Below are 21,077 nucleotides of genomic sequence, written 5' to 3' on the forward strand. Positions count from 1 at the left end.
ATGTAAAGATTTCGGAAGCAGGCAGTGCTGAGAAATCTGTGACATCGAAAGAAAAAGGTAATGAGAAAGAGGAGTACGCTCTGGGAACTTGCAGAGAGAACAATTCGTCGGCTGAAAGATTGTTTAAGGAAAAAGGGCGGAAGGTAGCTTTTGAACCGGAATACTGAAGGAAATCACCTGACAGCAGGTAAGATTTGGTAGGTTTTCCCGGTTTGTCCCCGTTACAGGACCTTTGAGTGATAAAAAAAGGTGGTACCGCGGCTTTGTCGCCCTTTGTAACTATTTAATGAGATGGTTATGGAGGGTATTTTTTATGCAGATTCCCAAAAAAGTTTTTGGATATAAAATACCGGACATAACTAAGAGGAGGAGACTATGAGCAAAGAGCTTGCAAAAACTTATGACCCAAAAGGTCTGGAAGACCGCATTTATCAGAAATGGCTGGATAACAAATATTTTCACGCAGAAGTAAACAAAGATAAAAAACCTTTTACCATTGTGATGCCCCCGCCAAATGTAACTGGCCAGCTTCACATGGGACATGCCCTGGACGAGACCATGCAGGATATCCTGATCCGTTTTAAAAGGATGCAGGGTTATGAAGCCCTGTGGCAGCCGGGAACAGACCATGCGGCTATTGCCACAGAGGTAAAGGTTATTGAAAAGTTAAAAGAGCAGGGGATTGATAAAAACGAAATCGGAAGAGAAGAATTCCTGAAACATGCCTGGGCCTGGAAAGAAGAGTACGGCGGAAAGATCATCAATCAGTTAAAGAAATTAGGGGCTTCTGCTGACTGGGACAGAGAGCGTTTTACCATGGACGAAGGCTGCTCCAAGGCCGTTCAGGAAGTATTTATCAAGCTTTATGAGAAAGGCTATATCTATAAAGGCTCCAGGATCATCAACTGGTGTCCTGTATGCCAGACTTCTATTTCTGACGCAGAAGTAGAGCATGAGGATCAGGACGGATTTTTCTGGCACATCAATTACCCGGTAGTAGGAGAAGAAGGACAGTTTGTGGAAATCGCAACCACCCGTCCGGAAACGCTTCTGGGCGATACTGCAGTGGCAGTGAATCCGGAAGATGAAAGATATAAACATCTCATCGGAAAAATGCTGAAGCTGCCTCTTACAGACAGAGAAATCCCTGTGATCGCTGATGAGTATGTAGATAAAGAGTTCGGAACCGGCTGTGTAAAGATCACTCCGGCCCATGACCCTAATGACTTTGAAGTAGGAAAACGTCACAATCTGGAAGAGATCAACATTATGAATGATGACGCCACCATTAATGAGCTGGGAGGCAAATATGCAGGCATGGACCGGTATGAGGCCAGAAAAGCCATGGTGGAAGATCTGAAAGAACAGGGACTTCTGGTAAAGGTAGTTCCTCACTCACACAGTGTAGGAACCCATGACCGCTGCGGTACTACCGTAGAGCCTATGATCAAGCCTCAGTGGTTTGTACGGATGAAGGAAATGGCTCAGGCTGCCATTGATACTTTAAAAGAAGGAAATCTTACATTTGTACCGGAGAGATTTGACAAGACCTATCTTCACTGGCTGGAGAATATCAGAGACTGGTGTATCTCCCGTCAGCTCTGGTGGGGACACCGGATCCCGGCTTATTACTGTGACGAATGCGGTGAGACTATAGTTGCCAGGGAAATGCCGGAGAAATGCCCGAAATGCGGCTGTATCCATTTCCACCAGGATGAGGATACTCTGGATACCTGGTTTTCCTCTGCCCTGTGGCCCTTCTCTACCCTGGGATGGCCGGATAAGACTCCGGAGATGGAGTACTTCTATCCTACAGATGTGCTGGTAACAGGATATGATATTATCTTCTTCTGGGTAATCCGTATGGTATTCTCCGGTCTGGAGCAGACTGGAAAGACACCATTCCATCATGTGCTGATCCACGGATTAGTGAGGGATTCTCAGGGAAGAAAGATGAGCAAGTCTCTTGGAAATGGTATCGACCCTCTGGAGGTTATCGACAAGTATGGTGCAGACGCACTGAGACTTACTCTGATCACAGGAAATGCTCCTGGAAATGATATGCGTTTCTACTGGGAGAGAGTAGAAGCCAGCAGAAACTTTGCCAATAAGGTATGGAATGCTTCCAGATTTATTATGATGAACCTGGAAAAAGCAGAAGTTCCTGGAGAAATGAACCTTGCAGAACTTACAGGAGCAGATAAGTGGATTTTGTCCAAAGTCAATACTCTGGCAAAAGATGTGACAGAAAACATGGACAAATATGAACTGGGTATTGCTGTTCAGAAAGTATATGATTTCATCTGGGAAGAATTCTGCGACTGGTATATTGAGATGGTGAAGCCAAGGCTTTACAGCGATACAGACAGCACCAAAGGGGCAGCTCTCTGGACTTTGAAGACAGTTCTGGGCAATGCCCTGAAGCTGCTGCACCCCTATATGCCTTTTATTACAGAGGAAATTTACTGTACTCTTCATCCAGAGGAAGAATCCATTATGATCTCTTCCTGGCCGGTATTTAAAGAAGAGTGGAATTTTGCCAATGAGGAGGAAGCTGTAGAAATCATTAAGGAGGCTGTAAGAAGCATCCGAAATGTACGCACAGGAATGAATGTTCCTCCAAGCAAAAAAGCGAAGGTATTTGTAACAGCCGAGGATGAGAAGATACGGAAAATCTTTGAAAACGGAGAAATCTTCTTTGTGCCTCTGGCTCATGCAAGCCAGGTAATCGTTCAGAAGGATAAGACAGGCATTGAGGATGATGCGGTATCTGCCGTTACAGCTAAGGCAGTAATCTACATGCCTTTTGCAGAACTGGTTGATGTGGAAAAAGAGATTGAGAGACTGAAAAAAGAAGAAGAGAAACTGACAAAAGAGCTGGCTCGTGTAAACGGCATGCTTGGTAATGAACGTTTCATCAGCAAGGCGCCTAAGGCAAAGGTTGACGAAGAGCGGGCCAAACTGGAACGCTATACCGCTATGATGGAACAGGTAAAAGAGAGATTAGCGCAGCTGCAGTAATGCGCAGGGGGGCTGCCACATAGAGGTTTAGGAGAGAGAGTATGAAAGAAATCAGGAAGGTATTATGCCTGAAATATCTGAATATGTTTTCTGTACCGCTGCAGTTCCTGGCGGTATTTGTGGGCTACTTCTTTATAGAAGCGATTTCCAGACATTCTATATGGGAAGCCATGGATTTTTTGACAGAGAGGCCTCTGGTCTTTCTGTATAACACATTTTTAATCTTTACAACGACCCTGATCGTATATCTTTTCAGAAGAAGAGTTTTCTGGAGAGTGATCCTTACCATCTTCTGGATGGGCCTTGGTATTATCAATGGCGTGCTTCTGACTACCAGAGTAACGCCCTTTACCGGGCCGGACCTGCATATGATCACAGATGCCTTTGAGATCGCGGACCGGTATCTGCCGGCTTTCTTTTTCTGGGTAGTGGTTGTCCTGGCAGTTTTGGCTGTGCTGGGTCTGGTCCTGTTGTTCATAAAAGGGCCAAAGTATAAAGGAAAGCTTCGATATAAAGTAAATATTCCCCTGATCATTGTGGGAGCTTTGGCCTTTGCAGGAACCACAAAGCTGGCTTTGGAAAAAAGGGTACTGTCCAACTATTTTGGAAATATTGCATTTGCTTATGAGGATTACGGTTATCCCTACTGTCTGGCTACAACGATTTTTAACACAGGAATCAGCTGCCCCAGAGATTATTCAGAGGAGGCTATGGCTGATATCACAGAGAGTACGGAGTCTCTGCCGGAGACAGGAGAAAGCAGACCGAATATCCTTTTTCTTCAGCTGGAGTCCTTTTTTGATCCTACCCTGGTAAATTACCTGAATGTTTCAGAGGATCCCATTCCGAACTTCCGGAAACTGATGGAGGAATATTCTTCCGGATATTATAAAGTGCCTTCTGTTGGAGCCGGTACGGCTAACACAGAGTTTGAATCAATCACAGGAATGAGTATGCATTACTTTGGACCTGGCGAGTATCCTTATAAGGGAATCCTGGAAACAGAGACCTGTGAAAGTGCAGCTTATGTACTTAAGGAACTAGGATACGGCACCCATGCCATCCATAATAACGAAGCGAACTTCTACGGAAGAAGACGTGTGTTTGCCAATCTGGGATTTGACACCTTTACTTCATCAGAATATATGTCAGAACAGGATGATACGAACCCTAACGACTGGATCCGTGACCGGAACCTGACGAAATACATTCTTCAGGCTATGGAATCCACAGAAGGACCGGATTATGTATACACTATTTCTGTACAGGGCCATGGAGACTATCCGGAAGAGCCGGTGCTGGAAGATCCAAAGATTACAGTATCCGGCAGCAGCACAGAGGCCCAGGATTATAAATGGGAATACTACTGCAACCAGATTTATGAGATGGACCAGTTCATCGGAGAATTAATCGATGCCCTTTCTCAAATTGATGAAGATGTAGTACTGGTTATGTATGGAGACCACCTGCCGACTATGGATCTTACAGTCACTGACGTGAAAAACCGTTATCTTTTCCAGACAGAATATGTAATCTGGGATAATATGGGACTGGAAAAGCAGGATAAGAATTTAGCTGCCTACCAGATGGCTGCAGAAGTTATGGACCGGGTAGGAATCCATGAAGGAAATGTTTTCCGTTTCCATCAGGCAAGAAAGAATACACAGGATTATCAGGTGGATTTGGAAATGCTCCAGTATGATATCCTCTACGGAGAGCACTATGTATATGACGGAGAGACTCCGTATGAAAAAACAGCTATGAAATTAGGCGTTGTGGATACCCAGTTTGAGGGCATTGAGGAAATTTCAGATGGCAGATACTATATACGGGGCGCTAATTTTACCCAGTCTTCTTATCTGGAAATAAACGGGGAACTTGTAGAAGCTACCTTTATTGACGAGAACACCCTGCTTGTGCTTACGGACCTTCTCCAGGATGGAGATGAAGTGGATATTGCTACCAGAAGCAACAGTTCTACCCACAGAGTCCTGACCAGAACAGAAAGCTATATTTATCACGAGCCTGAAGCAGGCAGCCAGGAGGCCGTTCTGACTCCGATTACAGATGAGGGAGAAGACAGTCAGGAACAGACAGCGGAAGAATCTCAAACAGATTCTCAGACAGAAGAGACCCAGGAAGAATAGAAAGCTTTTTTTCTCAGGCGACATAATTTGCTTGCATATTATCACCACTTCATTATAATGATAAGTGACCCCGGCAGCCCGCCAGGGCCAAACCATTATAACAGAAGTGGTGATTTTATTATGAAAGCCCAGTCTCAAAACAGAGACGGACGGGCTGCTTGCAGCCCAGGACGGCTGTGTTTTCGAGACGCTAATCCATATGAGCAAGAAGGCTGGTAGGCCGGATTGCGAATATGGATAGGATTGCGGGAGCGCAGAGCGCGGAGCAATCCGTGGGCTTTCATAGCAGCGGAAAGTCTCAAAACAGAGACGGACGGGCTGCTTGCAGCCCAGGACGGCTGTGTTTTCGAGACGCTAATCCATATGAGCAAGAAGGCTGGTAGGCCGGATTGCGAATATGGATAGGATTGCAGGAGCGCAGAGCGCGGAGCAATCCGTGGGCTTTCATAGCAGCGGAAAGTCTCAAAACAGAGACGGACGGGCTGCTTGCAGCCCAGGACGGCTATGTTTTTGAGACGAGAGGTCTGCTTACCATTTCACAGAACAGGAGGGATACGGCTTGTTCACTTATGAAGAAGCGGTTCAATATATCGAAGATATACCAAAGTTTACAACAAAGAATAAACTGGAACATACCAGACAGTGCCTGGATCTTCTTGGAAGTCCCGATAAAGGGAAGAAGATCATACACGTAGCAGGGACCAATGGGAAAGGCAGTGTCTGTGCCTTTATTTCCACCATGCTGGAGGAAGGGGGCTATAAATGCGGACTCTTTACCTCTCCTCATCTTATGAAGATCAACGAGCGTTTTCAGATCAATGAGGTCATGGTTTCTGATGAAACCTTTCTGGAGGCTTTTTCCAGAGTAAAGGAAATGTCAGATTCTCTTGTAGAGAGAGGAGAATACCATCCCACATATTTTGAATTTCTTTTCCTTATGGGCATGTTGATTTTTCAAAAAGAAGAAGTAGACTATATTGTACTGGAGACAGGTCTGGGAGGAAGGCTGGATGCCACCAATTCCGTGAGAGAGCCTGTAGCCTGTGTGATCACATCGATCAGTCTGGATCATGTGGAATATCTGGGAAATACCATAGGACAGATAGCCGGGGAAAAAGCAGGAATCATAAAGCCAGGAGTTCCGGTGATCTTTGATGGAAATAATCCTGAGGCTGCTGAGGTAATAAGAGCCAGGGCAGAAAGCCTGGGATGCCCGTGGTATGCCATGAAGGAAGAGAATCAGAGAATGCTGGACTTTACCCCCGAAGGCATAGAGTTTGTATCTGATTCCAGAGTGTATGGAGAAACGGAACTGTTTATTCCTTTTATCGCCAGGTATCAGATGATGAATGCGGCTCTGGCTCTTGAGACTATGGGAGTTTTGAAAAATATCCATCATCTGGAAAAAGATACTCTGATACGAGGAATGAGGAATACCCGCTGGCAGGGAAGAATGGAGACCATACTTCCCGGAGTGATCGTAGATGGGGCTCACAATGAAGACGGAATCGCAAAATTTGTGGAGACTGTGGAATATTTTCAGAAAGACTATCCGATTACTTTACTGTTTTCCACAGTATCAGATAAAGATTTCCGGGATATGATCCATGAAATCTGCAGGGGTCTTCATTTCTCCAGTGTAGTGACTACAGAGATATGGGGAAGCAGAAAGCAGTCGGCAGCAGAACTTGCAGAGCTTTTTAAAGAAGAGGGATGCGAAGATGTTCATGCAGAGCCGGATCCGGGAAAAGCTTTCGACAGGGCATATGCTCAGAAGGGAAAAGGCCTGATGTTTGTGGCCGGTTCTCTTTATCTTGCAGGGGAGATAAAGGATTATGTAAGGAGGACGTTCCATGATTAATTTTGAAGAAGAACTGAAAAAATTTCAGCCATGTCTGGAAGTGGATGATGCAGAGGGCGCCATTTACAGGCAGGACCTGACAGATGTCATTGATATTCTGAAAGAAATGATAAAAGATAACAGCAGCACTTCAGATAAATAGGGGTGAAATTTATGAATTGTATGATATGCAACGCGCCGCTAAACGCCTCTGACCATTGCCCAAAGTGTGGATGCAAAGTGACAGCCCAGAAAAAAGCCTGGGCTCTGTCAGGCCTTTATTATAATCAGGGTTTGGAGAAGGCTCAGGTAAGGGACCTGTCAGGAGCCATTACCTGTCTGAAGCGAAGCCTGAAAATGAACAAACTGAATATACAGGCCAGGAATCTCCTCGGACTGGTATACTTTGAGACCGGAGAAGTGGTAGCGGCTCTCAGCCAGTGGGTAATCAGTAAGAATATGATGCCTCAGAATAATGTTGCAATAGGCTATATCGAGAAGCTTCAAAAAGACGGAAACCGGCTGGAAGAAATAAATAACAGCATAAAGAAATATAATCAGTGCCTGGAATACTGCAGAAGCGGCAATATAGATATGGCAAAACTGCAGCTGAAAAAAGTGCTGGCCAGCAATCCTAAGCTGATCAAAGGGTATCATCTCCTCTCTCTGATCTATATCCATGAGGAAGAGTATGAGAAAGCCAGAAGACAGCTGAAAGCAGCAGCTAAAATAGATAAAAGCAATACCACCACTCTCCGGTTTCTGAGAGAAGTGGAAGAACAGACAGGAAGAAGGACTAATCTGGAACCTAGGTTCGGCATGAGAGAAAAAGTGAGGGAAGGAAAAGACGGAAGTCTGATCTATAAATCGGGAAATGATGTTGTTATCCAGCCCCCAGAATTCCGGGAAAAGACCATTACCAATACATTGATAAACCTGATCCTTGGACTGGTTGTAGGAGCTGCCGCTCTCTGGTTTCTGGTAGTGCCTGCCATTACTCAGAATGTAAACGAGGCGGCTAATGAAAAGGTGGTGGACTACAGCAACCAGATGGCTACACAGGCAGCGGAGCTGGAGCGACTTCAGGAGCAGATGAATGCCTCCCAGGAGTCTGTGGATACAGCCCAGAGCCAGATTGAAGCGGCGCAGCAGCAGACTACAGACTATGAAAACCTTTTAAAATCCTGGGATGAATATCAGCAGGGGAATTTTACCAACGCAGCCAATGCCATTGCAGAGGTAAATTCGGATAATCTTTCTGTAGAAGGGAAGAGCATCTATGACACTATCATGAACCAGGTGGGAGATACGCTGAAGCAGCAGTATCGGAATAAAGGAATCAACTATATAAATGCAGGGGACTATGACTCGGCCATCGAGAGTCTGCAGAAAGCTGTGAATATCGGAACCCAGGACAGAAGGTCCATGTATTACCTGGCCCAGGCGTATGCAGGGAAGGGCGATGTGGAAAATGCTGCTGCCTGGTATCAGAAGGTGGTGGACAACTATCCGGGAACCCAGAATGCTTTGGATGCCCAGGACTATATAGATGCCCACAGCGATGAAATAAGTTCTGCAGACAGTGAAGATGATACCCAGAATGAGGGTGACAGCAGCAGTACTGCCGGAAATGAAGATGCCGTTCAAGGAACAACAGAAGAATAATCTGAAATAAACAGATGCATAAGAGAAACCTTGAGATAAAGGGGCTTTCCAAAGAAGGAAGGCTCCTTTTTCCGTACATAAGGAGACAGACTTTAAAATCGGAGGAGAGTATAGAAAGGGGAATGGGTTATGGAAGAATATATGAAAAAAAGAGGGACCATGCTTATTATTTATATTCCGCGAGAACTGGATCATCATTTTGCGGAACAGATAACCGGAGCCATAGATCAGGAGCTGGAAAGGGGAGCGGTCAGGCAGCTGGTTTTTGACTTTTCAAATACAGATTTTATGGACAGTTCGGGAATCGGAATGATCATGGGAAGAAAAAGACTTTTGAGCTACAGCGGAGGCACAGTCAGCGCCATTCATGTCAATGACAGGATACTGCGGATCATGCAGCTTTCAGGGATTTATAAACACATCGAGATCAGCCAGGAACCCGTATGGAATTACAGGAAAAGATAGGAGGAGAGGAACATGGAGAATAAAAATGAGATGATCTTAGAAGTGGAGAGCAGATCCTGTAATGAAGGGCTGGTGCGTATTGCAGTGGCGGCCTTCAGCACACAGCTGAATCCTACACTGGAAGAGGTAGCGGATATTAAGACTGCAGTTTCTGAAGCAATCACCAACTGTATCGTACATGCCTATGATACGTCCACGGAAAAAATCCGGGTGGAGTGCAGGAATAATAAGAGAGAGCTGACTGTGGTGGTGAAGGATACCGGGAAAGGGATAGAAGATATAGAAAGGGCTATGGAGCCCTTATATACTACCAGGCCGGAACAGGACCGGTCTGGAATGGGATTTGCCTTTATGGAGGCCTTTATGGATCAGGTAACGGTAGAATCTACTCCCGGAAAGGGGACTACGGTAATCATGAAAAAAGTTATAGGACGGCAGAATCCGGTTTTTGAATAGGAGGGCGTATGGACGATATCCTTGCCCTTATCGGGCGTGTGCACCAAGGTGATAAGGAAGCAAGAGATATACTGGTAGAGAAAAATATGGGACTGGTCCACAGCATTGCCAGGAGATTCCAGAACCGGGGCGTAGAGATGGAGGACCTGCTTCAGATTGGAAGTATCGGACTTTTGAAAGCCATTGATAAATTTGATCTTTCTTATGATGTGAAATTCTCTACTTATGCAGTGCCTATGATCACAGGGGAGATCAAACGTTATCTTCGGGATGACGGGATGGTGAAAGTCAGCCGTTCTCTGAAGGAAACTGCGGCCAGAGCCTACGGGGCCAGAGAAATTTTTCTGCAGAAAAACAACAGGGAACCGGACATGGAGGAACTGGCCAGGGAAGTGGGGATATCCAGAGAAGAACTGGTCATGGCCCTGGAGTCAGGAGCTCAGATTGAATCTCTTCAGAAAACCATTTATGAAAGCGACGGCAGCGATATTTCTCTGGAAGACAAACTGCCTCAGGAGAAAAGCCAGCAGGAGGAAATCCTGAACAAAATGTTTCTGGAAGAAATCCTGGGAAGCCTCAGCGCTAAAGAGAGGGAATTGATTTATATGCGTTTCTTTCAGGAAAAGACACAGGCCTATATTGGAGAAAAAATGGGACTGTCTCAGGTCCAGGTTTCCCGGATGGAGAAAAAAATACTCAGCCGTCTCAGAGAGAAACTCTAGACGGACAGGAATAATTCCTCCCTGAACAGAGATACTATTCGTAGTAAATCAGGGAGGTTTTCTATGAGCGAAATGCTGTATATTCAAACAGAAAAAAACGTGGAAGTCCACAGTCCCCAGATATGCCTGGGTGATGTAGCCAAGCTGGCCTGTAATGACCAGAAGGTATTGGACCGGAACAGGGTACGTCGGATTATGATTATACCGGGAAAGGCCCAGGGAAGATATGTGGTTTCTGCAGTAGATCTGGTAAGGGCCGTTGCCAGGGAAGAAAAGAATGTGGATGTGACTCACATCGGGGAGGCAAATATCATAGTTACCTATAAGGAATCGCCGTCGGGAGGCAGATGGAAAGACCATATGAAGACGGCTTTTGTATGTATACTATCTTTTTTTGGCGCTGCTTTTTCTATTATGACGTTTAATACGGATGTAGACATCCAGACCCTTTTCCCCCGGCTTTATTATCAGCTTACCGGAACCACTCCCCAGGGATGGACAATCCTGGAAGCGGCCTATTCTATTGGAATTGGCGTTGGGGTTATCTTTTTTTTCAATCACTTTGGACATGGAAAGACTACAAAAGATCCTTCTCCCATAGAAGTGCAGATGCGAACCTATGAGGAGGATGTGGACAAAGCACTGATCGCAGAGAAAAACAGAGGAGGAAAGGAGAAAAAGACATGAGTCTGGGACTGCTGCTTACCGGGATCACAGGCCTCTGCGGCGGAGCTGTGGCTGCTGCAGCCCTGTCAGCTTTTATCATAGGACTGGGTATTATTCCCAGATATGCAGGCATTACTCATACAGGAAGGCATATTCTTTTGTATGAAGATTTTCTGATTCTGGGATGCATAGCAGGAAATCTTATTTCTGTATATAATCTTGCTATACGAATAGGCAATCCAGGAGCTGCTTTTGCAGGCCTTTTTTTCGGGATTTTTCTGGGTAGCTGGATCATTGCCCTGGGAGAAGTGGTAAATGCATTTGCCATTGCAGCCAGGCATCTGGGTCTGAAGGAAGGTGCCGGGCTTATTATCCTGTCTATAGCTTTCGGAAAAACTTTAGGCAGTCTGCTTCAGTTTTGTGTATAAAACAGCCCTCAGTCCGCATACTACCAGTATATCAGTACAAGGAGGGCAAAGGCCATGGAACTGTCGCAGGAAGAACAGGAAAAGAAAAAAGCAAAGCAATATGAGGAATATGTAAAAAAGAAAACCCCAGTTCACAATCTGGCAAAAAATATGGCGGCGGCCTTTATAAGCGGAGGTCTTATCTGTACATTGGGACAGGCCATTATGAACTTTTGTCAATGGCAGGGAATGGATAAAGAGACAGGAGGGGCCTGGACTTCTTTGATTCTGGTCTTCCTCAGTGTGCTTTTTACCGGCCTGAACATTTATCCAAAACTGGCTAAATGGGGCGGTGCCGGAACACTGGTGCCGATTACCGGTTTTGCCAATTCTGTGGCGGCGCCTGCAATTGAGTATCAGAAGGAAGGCCAGGTATTCGGTATCGGCTGTAAGATATTTACTATCGCCGGTCCGGTTATTCTTTACGGAATACTGGTATCTTCTTTTCTGGGACTGATTTATTATTTTCTTCATATGTGGGGGATTGTATAATGGGACATACCATAGGAACACAAAGTATAGAATTTGACACTAGTGTATATGTTCTGGGCGCCGGGTCAGTTGTGGGTAAAAAAGAAGGAGAGGGACCTCTGGGTAAATATTTTGATAAGGTTGGACCAGAGGATGGCCTCTTTGGGTGTGCATCCTGGGAAGAGGCAGAAAGTACCCTTCAGAAAGATGCTCTTACCATTGCTATGGAAAAATCCGGGATTGAAAAAGAGAAGCTGCGCCTGATCTATGCGGGAGACCTGCTGGCCCAGACTATAGCCTCATCATTCGGGATCATGGGATTTCACAGACCGGTATATGGTCTGTATGGTGCCTGTGCCACCATGGGAGAAGCTCTGTCTCTGGCATCTATGGCGGTAGCGGGAGGATATGGAGAATATGTAGGTGCAGTTACTTCCAGCCATTTTTGCAGTGCGGAAAAAGAGTTCCGTTTTCCCCTGGCCTACGGCAGCCAAAGGCCTCTTTCAGCCACCTGGACAGTAACAGGAAGTGGCGCCTGTATTCTGGGAACCAGAAAAAGCCGTGCCAGGATAACCGGCATCACTACTGGTAAAATTGTAGATTTCGGACTGAAAGATTCTTATAATATGGGTGCCTGTATGGCGCCTGCAGCATCCAGCACCATAGAGGCAAACCTCAGGGATTTTGGAAGAAAGCCGGAGGATTATGACAGGATTATTACAGGAGACCTGGGAGAAATCGGCCAGAAGATTCTTTTCGACCTGCTGAAAAAGCAGGGAATTGATATAGAAGGACAGCATATGGACTGCGGCATAGAAATTTTTGACAATGAAACCCAGGATACTCATGCCGGGGGAAGCGGATGCGGATGTTCCGCAGCTACATTTGCCTCTTATATCCTTCCGAAAGTAGAAAAGGGAGAATGGAAAAGAGTTCTTTTTATTCCTACAGGGGCTCTTCTGTCAAAAGTCAGCTATAATGAGGGAAAAAGTGTCCCGGGCATTGCCCAGGCTGTAGTAGTAGAACATTGTTAAAGGAGAAGAAAATGGAATATATTCAGGCATTCTGGGTAGGTGGACTTATCTGCGCCCTGGTCCAGATCCTTCTGGACAAGACCAAGCTGCTTCCGGGGAGAGTTATGGTGCTTCTGGTATGTACAGGGGCATTTCTGGGCAGCCTGGGAATTTACGACAGGCTTATTGATTTTGCCGGAGCGGGAGCCAGTGTACCGCTGCTGGGCTTTGGAAACACACTTTTTAATGGTGTGAAAAAAGCAGTACTGGAACACGGATTTCTGGGGATTTTTATGGGCGGTTTTACTGCCAGTGCGGTGGGAATTTCGGCGGCCCTTATTTTCGGATATCTGGCCAGCCTTATTTTTAAACCTAAGATGAAAAACTAAGCTATACTTTTTTTCAAAATGATAGTATAATAAAAAGCAGTATAAAGGTCAGTGATGAGAAGAGGGGCTGTCACATGAGCGGATAGAGCAGGGGTTCATGTGGCAACCCCTTATACACGGCTGGATTTTGAACTATATTTACGGGAGGAAACTGAAGATGCTCCATGCATTCTCACGTTCAGAAGAACTTTTGGGAAAAGAAGGATTAAGAATACTGGCAGAGGCCAAGATTGCTGTGTTTGGGATTGGCGGAGTAGGCTCTTATGTAGTAGAAGCCCTTGCAAGGGCCGGAGTAGGGAGCCTTACTTTAGTAGACCATGACGTAGTGAGCTTGACGAACCTGAACAGACAGCTGGTTGCACTGCGTTCTACCATGGGGAGAAAGAAGGTCCAGGTGGCAAAAGAACGGATAATGGATATTAATCGGGATGCGGTAGTGCATACATACGATACCTTTTTTGGGGCTGAGACTGCGGATCTTTTTGATTTTTCATCCTATGACTATATTGTGGATGCAGTGGACACCGTGTCTGCAAAGCTGCTGCTGATAGAAAAAGCGAAAGAGGCAGGAGTTCCGGTTATTTCCTGTATGGGAACAGGCAATAAACTGAATCCTTCCAGTTTTCAGATCGCGGATATTTCCAAGACCAGCGTGTGTCCTCTGGCGAAAGTAATGAGGGCAGAGCTGAAGAAGCGTAAAATTAAAAAAGTAAAGGTTCTTTTTTCAACAGAGCCATTGCCGAAAGAAAGAAAAAGACGCCAGGGACAGCAGGAAAAGGAGCAGGAAGCTCCTGCCGAGACAAGAGGCGGTACAGGAAGGCCGGTTCCGGCCAGTGTGTCCTTTGTTCCAGGAGTGGCAGGCCTTATGATTGCGGGAGAAGTCATAAAAGACCTGGTTTTTAAAAATGATAAAAGGGGATTATTATAGGAAAATGGATTATAATAAAATAGAAAATAAATTTTGCGCCTGTCTGGGCAGCGATAATGTATATAGAAATGAGCCTATGAGAAAACATACCACTTTTCGCATTGGAGGTCCTGCAGATTTCTATCTCTGCCCCCACAGCGCAAAAGAAATACAGAAGACAGTGGCAATCTGCCGGGAAGAGGAGCTGCCGTATTTTATCCTTGGAAATGGCAGCAATCTTCTGGTCAGTGATCAGGGCTACAGAGGCGTAGTGATCCAGCTCTGGAAAAATGTCAGCGATATTCTTGTAGAAGGATGCCGGATACGGGCCAAGGCCGGAGCCAGTCTTGCCAAAATAGCCGGGGAAGCTCTGGAAGAAGGGCTCACCGGAATGGAATTTGCAGCAGGAATTCCCGGAACTCTGGGAGGGGCAGTAGTAATGAATGCAGGAGCCTATGGAGGAGAGATGAAAGATATTCTCCAGGAAGCTCTGGTCATGGATGAACAGGGAGAAATTTTTACTCTGAAAAAGGAAGAACTGCATTTAGGTTACCGAACCAGTATTATAAAAGAAAAGGGATATATTGTTCTGGCGGCTGCACTGGAACTGAAACCAGGAGACAGGAAAGAAATCAAAGAAAAGATGGATGAGCTGAAGCAGAGAAGGGTAGAGAAACAGCCGCTGGATATGCCCAGTGCCGGCAGCACCTTTAAGCGTCCTGAGGGATACTTTGCCGGAAAATTGATCATGGATGCAGGTCTCAGGGGCTTTTCTGTGGGAGGCGCCCAGATATCTGAGAAGCACTGTGGATTTGTGGTAAATACTGGTAAAGCCACAGCAAATGATGTGCTGACACTGATCCGGGAAGTACAGAAGCGTGTTCGGGATAAATTTGGAGTGGAGTTAGAAACAGAAGTGAAATTTCTGGGAGAATTTTAGGAGGGGCTATGCGGTTTGTAATTGTTACAGGAATGTCAGGGGCAGGCAAAAGTACGGCATTAAAAATGCTGGAGGATATGGAATACTTTTGTGTGGATAATCTCCCAGTGCCTCTGATTGAAAAATTTATCCAGCTTATCCGAGACGGTGGTCCTGGAGAAATCGAGAGGGTTGCCGTAGGAATTGATGTGAGGAGCGGCAAGTCACTGGATGAGCTGGAATCTGTATTGGAAAATATTAAGTATCCGGGAACAAAAGTGGAAATCCTTTTTCTGGATGCCGATGACAGGGCTCTGGTAAAACGCTATAAAGAGACAAGAAGAAGCCATCCTCTGGCTGGCAGCGGACGGGTGGACGAAGGTATCAGAAGAGAGAGGGAGCGGCTGAAAGATCTGAAGCAGTATGCAGATTATATCCTGGATACCAGTAAACTCCTTACAAGAGAACTGAAAGAAGAGCTGGAAAAGATTTTTGTAGACAACCGGAACTTTAAAAACCTTATGGTGACGGTACTGTCCTTTGGGTTTAAGTATGGAATCCCTCAGGATGCGGACCTTGTTTTTGATGTACGTTTTCTGCCAAATCCTTATTACATAGAACAGCTCCGGCCTCTGAGCGGGAATGATCAGCATGTGCGGGATTATGTAATGGGGTTTGACCTTGCCCATGAGTTTTCCGATAAACTGGAGGACATGATACGCTTTCTCATACCTAATTATATTGCGGAGGGAAAGACTCAGCTTGTGATCGGGGTGGGATGTACTGGAGGAAAGCACCGTTCTGTGACTCTGGCAAATGAACTTTACCGCCGCCTGGAGAAGAGCGAAGAATATGGACTGCGTATAGAACATAGAGATATAGAAAAGGATGGGAAGTAATGTCTTTTTCCAGAGAGGTAAAAGAAGAGCTGCTGAAGAAAATAGACAGCGCCAGACACTGCAGGATAGCGGAATTGTCTGCGATCATAGCTTTTAGTGGGGAAATATATACAGACCCCCAGGGAGAAATAAATCTGAGAATATCCTCGGAAAATTCGGCTATTGTAAGAAAGTGCTTTACATTGCTGGAAAAAACGTTTAAAATAAATGGCGAAGTTTCTATTGATGAAAGAATAGTCAAAAAAAACAACCGGTTTACAATTGACGTGGGAAATCAGGATATTACGGTAAAGGTTCTCCAGACTGTGAAATTATTCACTGCAGACAGGAGGCCGGCGGCTGTACAGGGCCTGGTCAGTCAAATGGTGATTCAGAAGAATTGCTGTAGGCGGGCATTCCTGCGGGGGGCTTTTTTGTGCTCCGGGTCTATCAGCGATCCTACAAAATTTTATCATTTTGAGATTGTCTGTACCAGCCAGGAAAAGGCACGGCAGCTGCAGGAGCTGATTCAGTCTTTTGAAATTGATGCCAAGATTGTGAAACGCAAAAAGTATGATGTTGTTTATGTGAAAGAAGGCGCACAAATCGTAGAACTTTTAGGCCTTATGGGAGCTGGTGTTTCTCTGATGAATCTGGAAAATGTCCGGATACTTAAGGGAATGCGGAACACGGTGAACAGAAAGGTGAACTGCGAAACGGCAAACATTAACAAGACTGTAAATGCTGCGGTAAAACAGATGGAGGATATTGCGTATATCCGAGATACGGTAGGTCTTCACAGACTGCCTGAAAATCTGGAGGAAACGGCGCTGCTGCGTTTGGAATACCCTCAGGCGTCCCTGAAGGAGCTGGGAGCTCTTTTCTCGGTTCCCATAGGTAAGTCGGGAGTGAATCACAGACTCAGAAAGATCAGCAGCATAGCAGAACAGCTTAGAGGATTCAAGGAGGAACAAGTATGATTAGGAAACCGATAACTATTGGAATTTCAAATGGACTAGAGGCAAGGCCGATTGCCATGCTCGTTCAGATTGCCAGCCAGTATTCCAGCAGTATTTATCTGGAAAATGAGGAGAAGAGGGTAAACGCGAAGAGTATTATGGGAATGATGAGCCTTGGACTTGATGCTGGAGAAAAGGTAACGGTATCCATTGAAGGCGCAGATGAAGAAGAGGCCATGAAAGGAATTGAGGAATACCTGAGCAAGAAGTCCCATAAATAATGGTGGAATGTCTTACTTGGACCAATCAGCCCTGATATAGAATAATGTGAAAAAATGCCCCGGCAGTCAGTCAGGAAGAGATGAAAATTCTTTCTGCTGCTGCCGGGGTTTTGCTATGTACTAGTTTTTTACAGGATACTGCTGCCGGAACCAGTAAGTATAGAAATCTTCAAATCCAAGGGAACGGTACAGGTTTTTGGCTGGTATATTGCCCTGCACTACCTGAAGATAGGCGGAAGAAGCCCCCTGCCTGGTGGCTGCGTTTAAAAGGGAAAGGCAGATGGAGCGGCCAATATGGGACCCTCGATATTTATCTGCCACATGTATTGCATAGAGTCCCACATAGTCCCGGTCCAATATGCCAAGTCCAGTGCCGATCATCTCTCCTTTATCATACACAGAAGCAGCGATAACATCCTTAGGAATGGCTGCATACATAGAAGGGACGATTTTTCTGTGAATCTGATTAACTGTTCCTTTCATGTTGAAAAGTGCCTCCAGCCACTGAGGAGTGATATGGGGGCTGAGGACTACCTCACAGGAGATGTGTCCGGGAAGAGGGCCGCCAAGCTCCATGGTCATGACTTCTGTAATATGGGCAATATGGTATCCTCTTTCTGTAAGTTTTTGATCAAAGGAACTGTTGATCAATGGAGTAATCTTATAAATGGCGGGAGTTCCCCACCTTTCGTAAACTTCCTCACAGTAATCCAGCTTATCCACCAAGGGGATAGAGGAGGGGCCGATTTGTTCAATACAGTTGGTCCGGTGGGTATAAAAATAAGAAAAACGAAGGATCCAGCCGTCATAAATCTGCATTTGGTGAGAAGGCCATGCATTCAGAGACAGGTCTTCAATGGTTTTAATCTTATTTTTCAAAACAGATTCCACCTTTCATTTGGGATTAATGCCCATTATATAAGATAAGGAAGGAAGAAGCAAGCCCTGCCTTGCATTCAGAAGGAAGTTGTAGTAGAATCGAGATAGTTCTGAAAAACAAATGACAGGAGGCAGACAAGGATGAAGACTGAAAATGCATGGAAAAAATATACGGATAAAAAAGAAATTTTTGACTTCTGCGGAGCCTATAAGGAGTTTATGAGCCGCTGTAAGACAGAGCGGGAATGTATTGCTGAAATGATAAATATGGCCCGGAAGGCAGGATACAGAGACTTGGATGAGATTACTGCTCAGGGAATAGAACTGAAGCCGGGAGACAAAGTGTATGCCAACAATATGGGAAAGACCCTTGCCATGTACATTGTAGGCCAGGAGCCTATGGAAAAGGGAATGCGGATTCTGGGAGCTCATGTAGATTCTCCGAGACTGGATCTGAAACAGAATCCATTATATGAAGATACAGAACTGGCGATGATGGATACCCATTATTACGGAGGCGTGAAGAAATACCAGTGGGTGACTCTGCCAATGGCCCTTCACGGCGTAGTAGTTAAGAAGGATGGCGAAGTGGTCCAGGTAGTGATCGGGGAAAAGGAAGATGACCCGGTAGTAGGAATTTCCGATCTTCTGATCCATCTTTCCGGTAAGCAGATGCAGAAAAATGCTGCAGAAGTAGTAGAAGGTGAAAATCTGGATGTCCTGGTGGGAAGCATTCCTCTGACCGATGAGGAAAAAGAACCGGTAAAAGCTCAGATACTGGAGCTTCTGAAAGAACAGTATGGAATCGAAGAGGAAGATTTCTTATCAGCAGAATTAGAAGTAGTTCCTGCAGGGCCTGCAAAAGATTACGGCCTGGACAGAAGTATGATCATGGCATACGGACATGATGACCGTGTCTGCGCATATCCTTCTTTTATGGCTATGCTGGCCCAGGATAAGGTGGAATATACTTCCGTGTGTCTTCTGGTTGATAAAGAGGAAATTGGAAGCGTGGGCGCTACAGGAATGCAGTCACGTTTCTTTGAAAATACAACAGCAGAGGTTATGAACGCAGCAGGACAGTACAGCGAGCTGAGTCTGAGAAGAGCCCTGAAAAATTCTATGATGCTTTCCTCTGATGTCAGTGCGGCCTTTGACCCCAACTATCCGGAAGTAATGGAGAAAAAGAATTCAGCTTATCTGGGACATGGTATTACTTTCAATAAATATACAGGTTCCAGAGGTAAGAGCGGCTCCAACGATGCCAATCCAGAATACATAGCAAGACTCCGGAAAGTCATGGAAGAAAATCAGGTAGCTTTCCAGACTGCGGAACTGGGGAAAGTCGACCAGGGAGGCGGCGGGACCATCGCCTATATTCTGGCAAACTATAATATGGAAGTAATTGACTGCGGCGTAGCTGTTCTGAACATGCATTCTCCATGGGAAATTGCCAGCAAGGTAGACATCTATGAAGCTTACAAAGGCTACTGTGCTTTCCTGAAAGAAATGTAACCATCAAAATTCAGACTGAAAATTCACTCTATACATCTTGGCTGAAAAATGTTAAGATAAAACAAATTACAAAAAATAGCAGCCAGGCTGTAAGGTAAGGAGTACAGAAATGTCAAAATTTTTGAAAATAATTGTGAATCTAGTCGTTATTGCGGCTATTGCAGTAGCTGCTGCCCTGCTGGTACCGCCCTTTGCAGGCATTGATACAGTTATGAATGATAATACAGAAACTGATACAAACTTGCCTGTGGGCTCTGTAGCTTACGGCAGAACTATAAACTCTCAGGAACTTGAGGTTGGAGACCGTATCATTTACAGCGAAGGCTCCAGCGATTATGTCTATGAGATTACAGATATGGATGCCAGTGCAGGAGCTTACAGAGTCAGGGATCCATATAATGAAAATAGTGATGACCAGAGCGTTACGATTCAGAAATCAATCTCACGTGTGATAGTTGTAGTTCCATTTATTGGATATGGGGCTATAGCTCTTCAGAGTACAGAAGGTCTTATTGTAGTAGGATTGGGAATTGTCTTTCTTATTATTCTTTTCATTCTTTCTGAAATCTGGAGAAAAGATAGAGATGAAGAAGAGGATGAGGACGAAGAGGAAGATGAGTCTGAGGAAGACTCCCAGGAAGAGGAAGAATCCGACGAGGATGAAGAGAAAGTACTTTCACGGAGAGAGCGGAGAAGACTGAAGAAAGAAGAGAAGCGCCGCAGAAAGCTGGAGAAGAAAGGTTATCTGGAGGACGAAGAGGAAGAGGAAACAGCAGCTGAGCTGGAAGAAAACATTCCGGAAACTTTTGAGACAGAGACAGAAGAGAGCGGGGAAGGAGATTCTCAGATAGAAGAGCTTGATAAGGCAATGGAAGAGGCCATGTCCTCTGTAGCTATGGGAATTTCACAGATAAGTGAGCCTGAGCAGGTACCTGATGCGACCATTGTCATGCCGGATATCCAGGAAATAGAGCAGACAGAAGAAAGCCCTGAAGAAGTTCTTGCAAAAACCGTAGAAACAGAAGTTCCTGAAACTGAGCCAGAGACAGAACTTGAGGACGCTCAGGAAATGGATATGTCTGAGAATGAGGCTGAGGATGAGATAGAAGAGCCGGAATCTTCTGAAGATCCAGGCGATACAATCATGATTCCTGAGGTTGAGGAGGAAGAAAGGATGCTAAATCCGGAAGCTGTTCCAAATGCTCCTTCTGTAGAAGAACTCCTGGCAAAGGCAAGAGCTGCAGGAGATGCACCGGAAGTAAAAGAAGATAAAGATAATCAGGTGACACTGCTGGATTATTCAGACATCCTTTGATTTCATCCACTTATGTTTCGAACAATATATTATATATAGAAGAAAAGCATCTGAAAGAGAAATTCTCCTTTCCGGTGCTTTCTTTTATGTATAAGAAAAAAT

21 protein-coding genes and 1 other annotated feature are annotated in these 21,077 nt (G+C 45.3%); of the genes, 20 read left to right on the forward strand and 1 reads right to left on the reverse strand.

Translation table 11 applies throughout. The features are described 5' to 3' along the window. Window positions 1-51: 51 nt before the first annotated feature. Window positions 52-277, forward strand: a binding site (T-box leader). Between the two features lie 98 nt (window positions 278-375). The 18 genes from B5G00_RS08735 (at window position 376) to B5G00_RS08815 (ending at window position 17,266) form a co-directional block, all read left to right on the forward strand. Next, entirely contained in the window at window positions 376-3,021 is a 2,646-nt protein-coding gene (locus tag B5G00_RS08735) for a valine--tRNA ligase (RefSeq protein ID WP_087271588.1), read from the forward strand. A 41-nt stretch (window positions 3,022-3,062) separates the two neighbouring features. Beyond that, window positions 3,063-5,168, forward strand: coding sequence for an LTA synthase family protein (locus B5G00_RS08740; RefSeq protein ID WP_087271591.1), 2,106 nt, complete (start codon window positions 3,063-3,065; stop codon window positions 5,166-5,168). Window positions 5,169-5,727: 559 nt separating this feature from the next. Then, a complete protein-coding gene (locus tag B5G00_RS08745; RefSeq protein WP_087271594.1) occupies window positions 5,728-7,029 on the forward strand; it encodes a bifunctional folylpolyglutamate synthase/dihydrofolate synthase in 1,302 nt (433 codons plus the stop codon). Beyond that, window positions 7,022-7,171, forward strand: a complete 150-nt coding sequence (locus B5G00_RS19000; protein WP_164496691.1) for a hypothetical protein — start codon at window positions 7,022-7,024, stop codon at window positions 7,169-7,171. Before B5G00_RS08745 ends, B5G00_RS19000 begins: the two co-directional genes overlap by 8 nt. Window positions 7,172-7,182: 11 nt before the next feature. Continuing rightward, window positions 7,183-8,673, forward strand: coding sequence for a tetratricopeptide repeat protein (locus B5G00_RS08750; RefSeq protein ID WP_087271597.1), 1,491 nt, complete (start codon window positions 7,183-7,185; stop codon window positions 8,671-8,673). Between the two features lie 129 nt (window positions 8,674-8,802). Beyond that, window positions 8,803-9,138 (forward strand): STAS domain-containing protein, encoded by a 336-nt coding sequence (locus tag B5G00_RS08755; protein WP_087271600.1) that lies wholly within the window; start codon window positions 8,803-8,805, stop codon window positions 9,136-9,138. A gap of 12 nt (window positions 9,139-9,150) precedes the next feature. Continuing rightward, entirely contained in the window at window positions 9,151-9,594 is a 444-nt protein-coding gene (spoIIAB, locus tag B5G00_RS08760; protein ID WP_087271603.1) for an anti-sigma F factor, read from the forward strand. 8 nt (window positions 9,595-9,602) lie between these two features. Next, window positions 9,603-10,316: a SigB/SigF/SigG family RNA polymerase sigma factor gene (locus B5G00_RS08765; RefSeq protein WP_087271607.1), complete on the forward strand. Its 714-nt coding sequence runs from the start codon at window positions 9,603-9,605 to the stop codon at window positions 10,314-10,316. Window positions 10,317-10,379: 63 nt separating this feature from the next. After that, complete coding sequence (locus B5G00_RS08770) at window positions 10,380-11,003, forward strand: stage V sporulation protein AA (protein ID WP_087271611.1); 624 nt, start codon at window positions 10,380-10,382, stop codon at window positions 11,001-11,003. After that, entirely contained in the window at window positions 11,000-11,410 is a 411-nt protein-coding gene (locus B5G00_RS08775; protein ID WP_087271614.1) for a stage V sporulation protein AB, read from the forward strand. Before B5G00_RS08770 ends, B5G00_RS08775 begins: the two co-directional genes overlap by 4 nt. Before the next feature lie 54 nt (window positions 11,411-11,464). After that, a complete protein-coding gene (locus B5G00_RS08780) occupies window positions 11,465-11,941 on the forward strand; it encodes a SpoVA/SpoVAEb family sporulation membrane protein (RefSeq protein ID WP_191385689.1) in 477 nt (158 codons plus the stop codon). Beyond that, window positions 11,941-12,954, forward strand: a complete 1,014-nt coding sequence (locus tag B5G00_RS08785) for a stage V sporulation protein AD (RefSeq protein ID WP_087271617.1) — start codon at window positions 11,941-11,943, stop codon at window positions 12,952-12,954. Before B5G00_RS08780 ends, B5G00_RS08785 begins: the two co-directional genes overlap by 1 nt. An 11-nt stretch (window positions 12,955-12,965) precedes the next feature. Beyond that, window positions 12,966-13,322, forward strand: a complete 357-nt coding sequence (gene spoVAE, locus B5G00_RS08790; protein WP_087271621.1) for a stage V sporulation protein AE — start codon at window positions 12,966-12,968, stop codon at window positions 13,320-13,322. 157 nt (window positions 13,323-13,479) lie between these two features. Further along, window positions 13,480-14,250, forward strand: coding sequence for a tRNA threonylcarbamoyladenosine dehydratase (locus tag B5G00_RS08795; RefSeq protein WP_087271624.1), 771 nt, complete (start codon window positions 13,480-13,482; stop codon window positions 14,248-14,250). 4 nt (window positions 14,251-14,254) lie between these two features. After that, entirely contained in the window at window positions 14,255-15,169 is a 915-nt protein-coding gene (gene murB / locus B5G00_RS08800) for a UDP-N-acetylmuramate dehydrogenase (protein WP_087271941.1), read from the forward strand. Window positions 15,170-15,177: 8 nt separating this feature from the next. Then, window positions 15,178-16,047: an RNase adapter RapZ gene (rapZ, locus tag B5G00_RS08805; RefSeq protein ID WP_087271627.1), complete on the forward strand. Its 870-nt coding sequence runs from the start codon at window positions 15,178-15,180 to the stop codon at window positions 16,045-16,047. Next, entirely contained in the window at window positions 16,047-17,006 is a 960-nt protein-coding gene (gene whiA / locus B5G00_RS08810) for a DNA-binding protein WhiA (RefSeq protein WP_087271630.1), read from the forward strand. The genes rapZ and whiA overlap by 1 nt, the downstream gene beginning before the upstream one ends. Continuing rightward, the gene (locus tag B5G00_RS08815; protein ID WP_087271633.1) at window positions 17,003-17,266 is read left to right on the forward strand and encodes an HPr family phosphocarrier protein; all 264 of its coding nucleotides are present in this window, start codon (window positions 17,003-17,005) and stop codon (window positions 17,264-17,266) included. The genes whiA and B5G00_RS08815 overlap by 4 nt, the downstream gene beginning before the upstream one ends. 120 nt (window positions 17,267-17,386) lie before the next feature. Here B5G00_RS08815 and B5G00_RS08820 read toward each other — a convergent pair whose 3' ends face one another. Next, complete coding sequence (locus B5G00_RS08820; protein WP_087271636.1) at window positions 17,387-18,145, reverse strand: GNAT family N-acetyltransferase; 759 nt, start codon at window positions 18,143-18,145, stop codon at window positions 17,387-17,389. Window positions 18,146-18,286: 141 nt separating this feature from the next. Here B5G00_RS08820 and B5G00_RS08825 point away from each other — a divergent pair, with 141 nt between their 5' ends. Next, complete coding sequence (locus B5G00_RS08825) at window positions 18,287-19,660, forward strand: aminopeptidase (protein ID WP_087271639.1); 1,374 nt, start codon at window positions 18,287-18,289, stop codon at window positions 19,658-19,660. A 109-nt stretch (window positions 19,661-19,769) separates the two neighbouring features. Next, on the forward strand, window positions 19,770-20,975 hold the full coding sequence (locus tag B5G00_RS18880) for a hypothetical protein (RefSeq protein WP_162613499.1): 1,206 nt from the start codon (window positions 19,770-19,772) through the stop codon (window positions 20,973-20,975). The last annotated feature ends 102 nt before the right edge of the window (window positions 20,976-21,077 follow it).

Origin of the sequence: Blautia sp. An46 (assembly GCF_002161645.1) — a bacterium.
Classification (GTDB): Bacteria; Bacillota; Clostridia; order Lachnospirales; family Lachnospiraceae; genus Blautia; species Blautia ornithocaccae.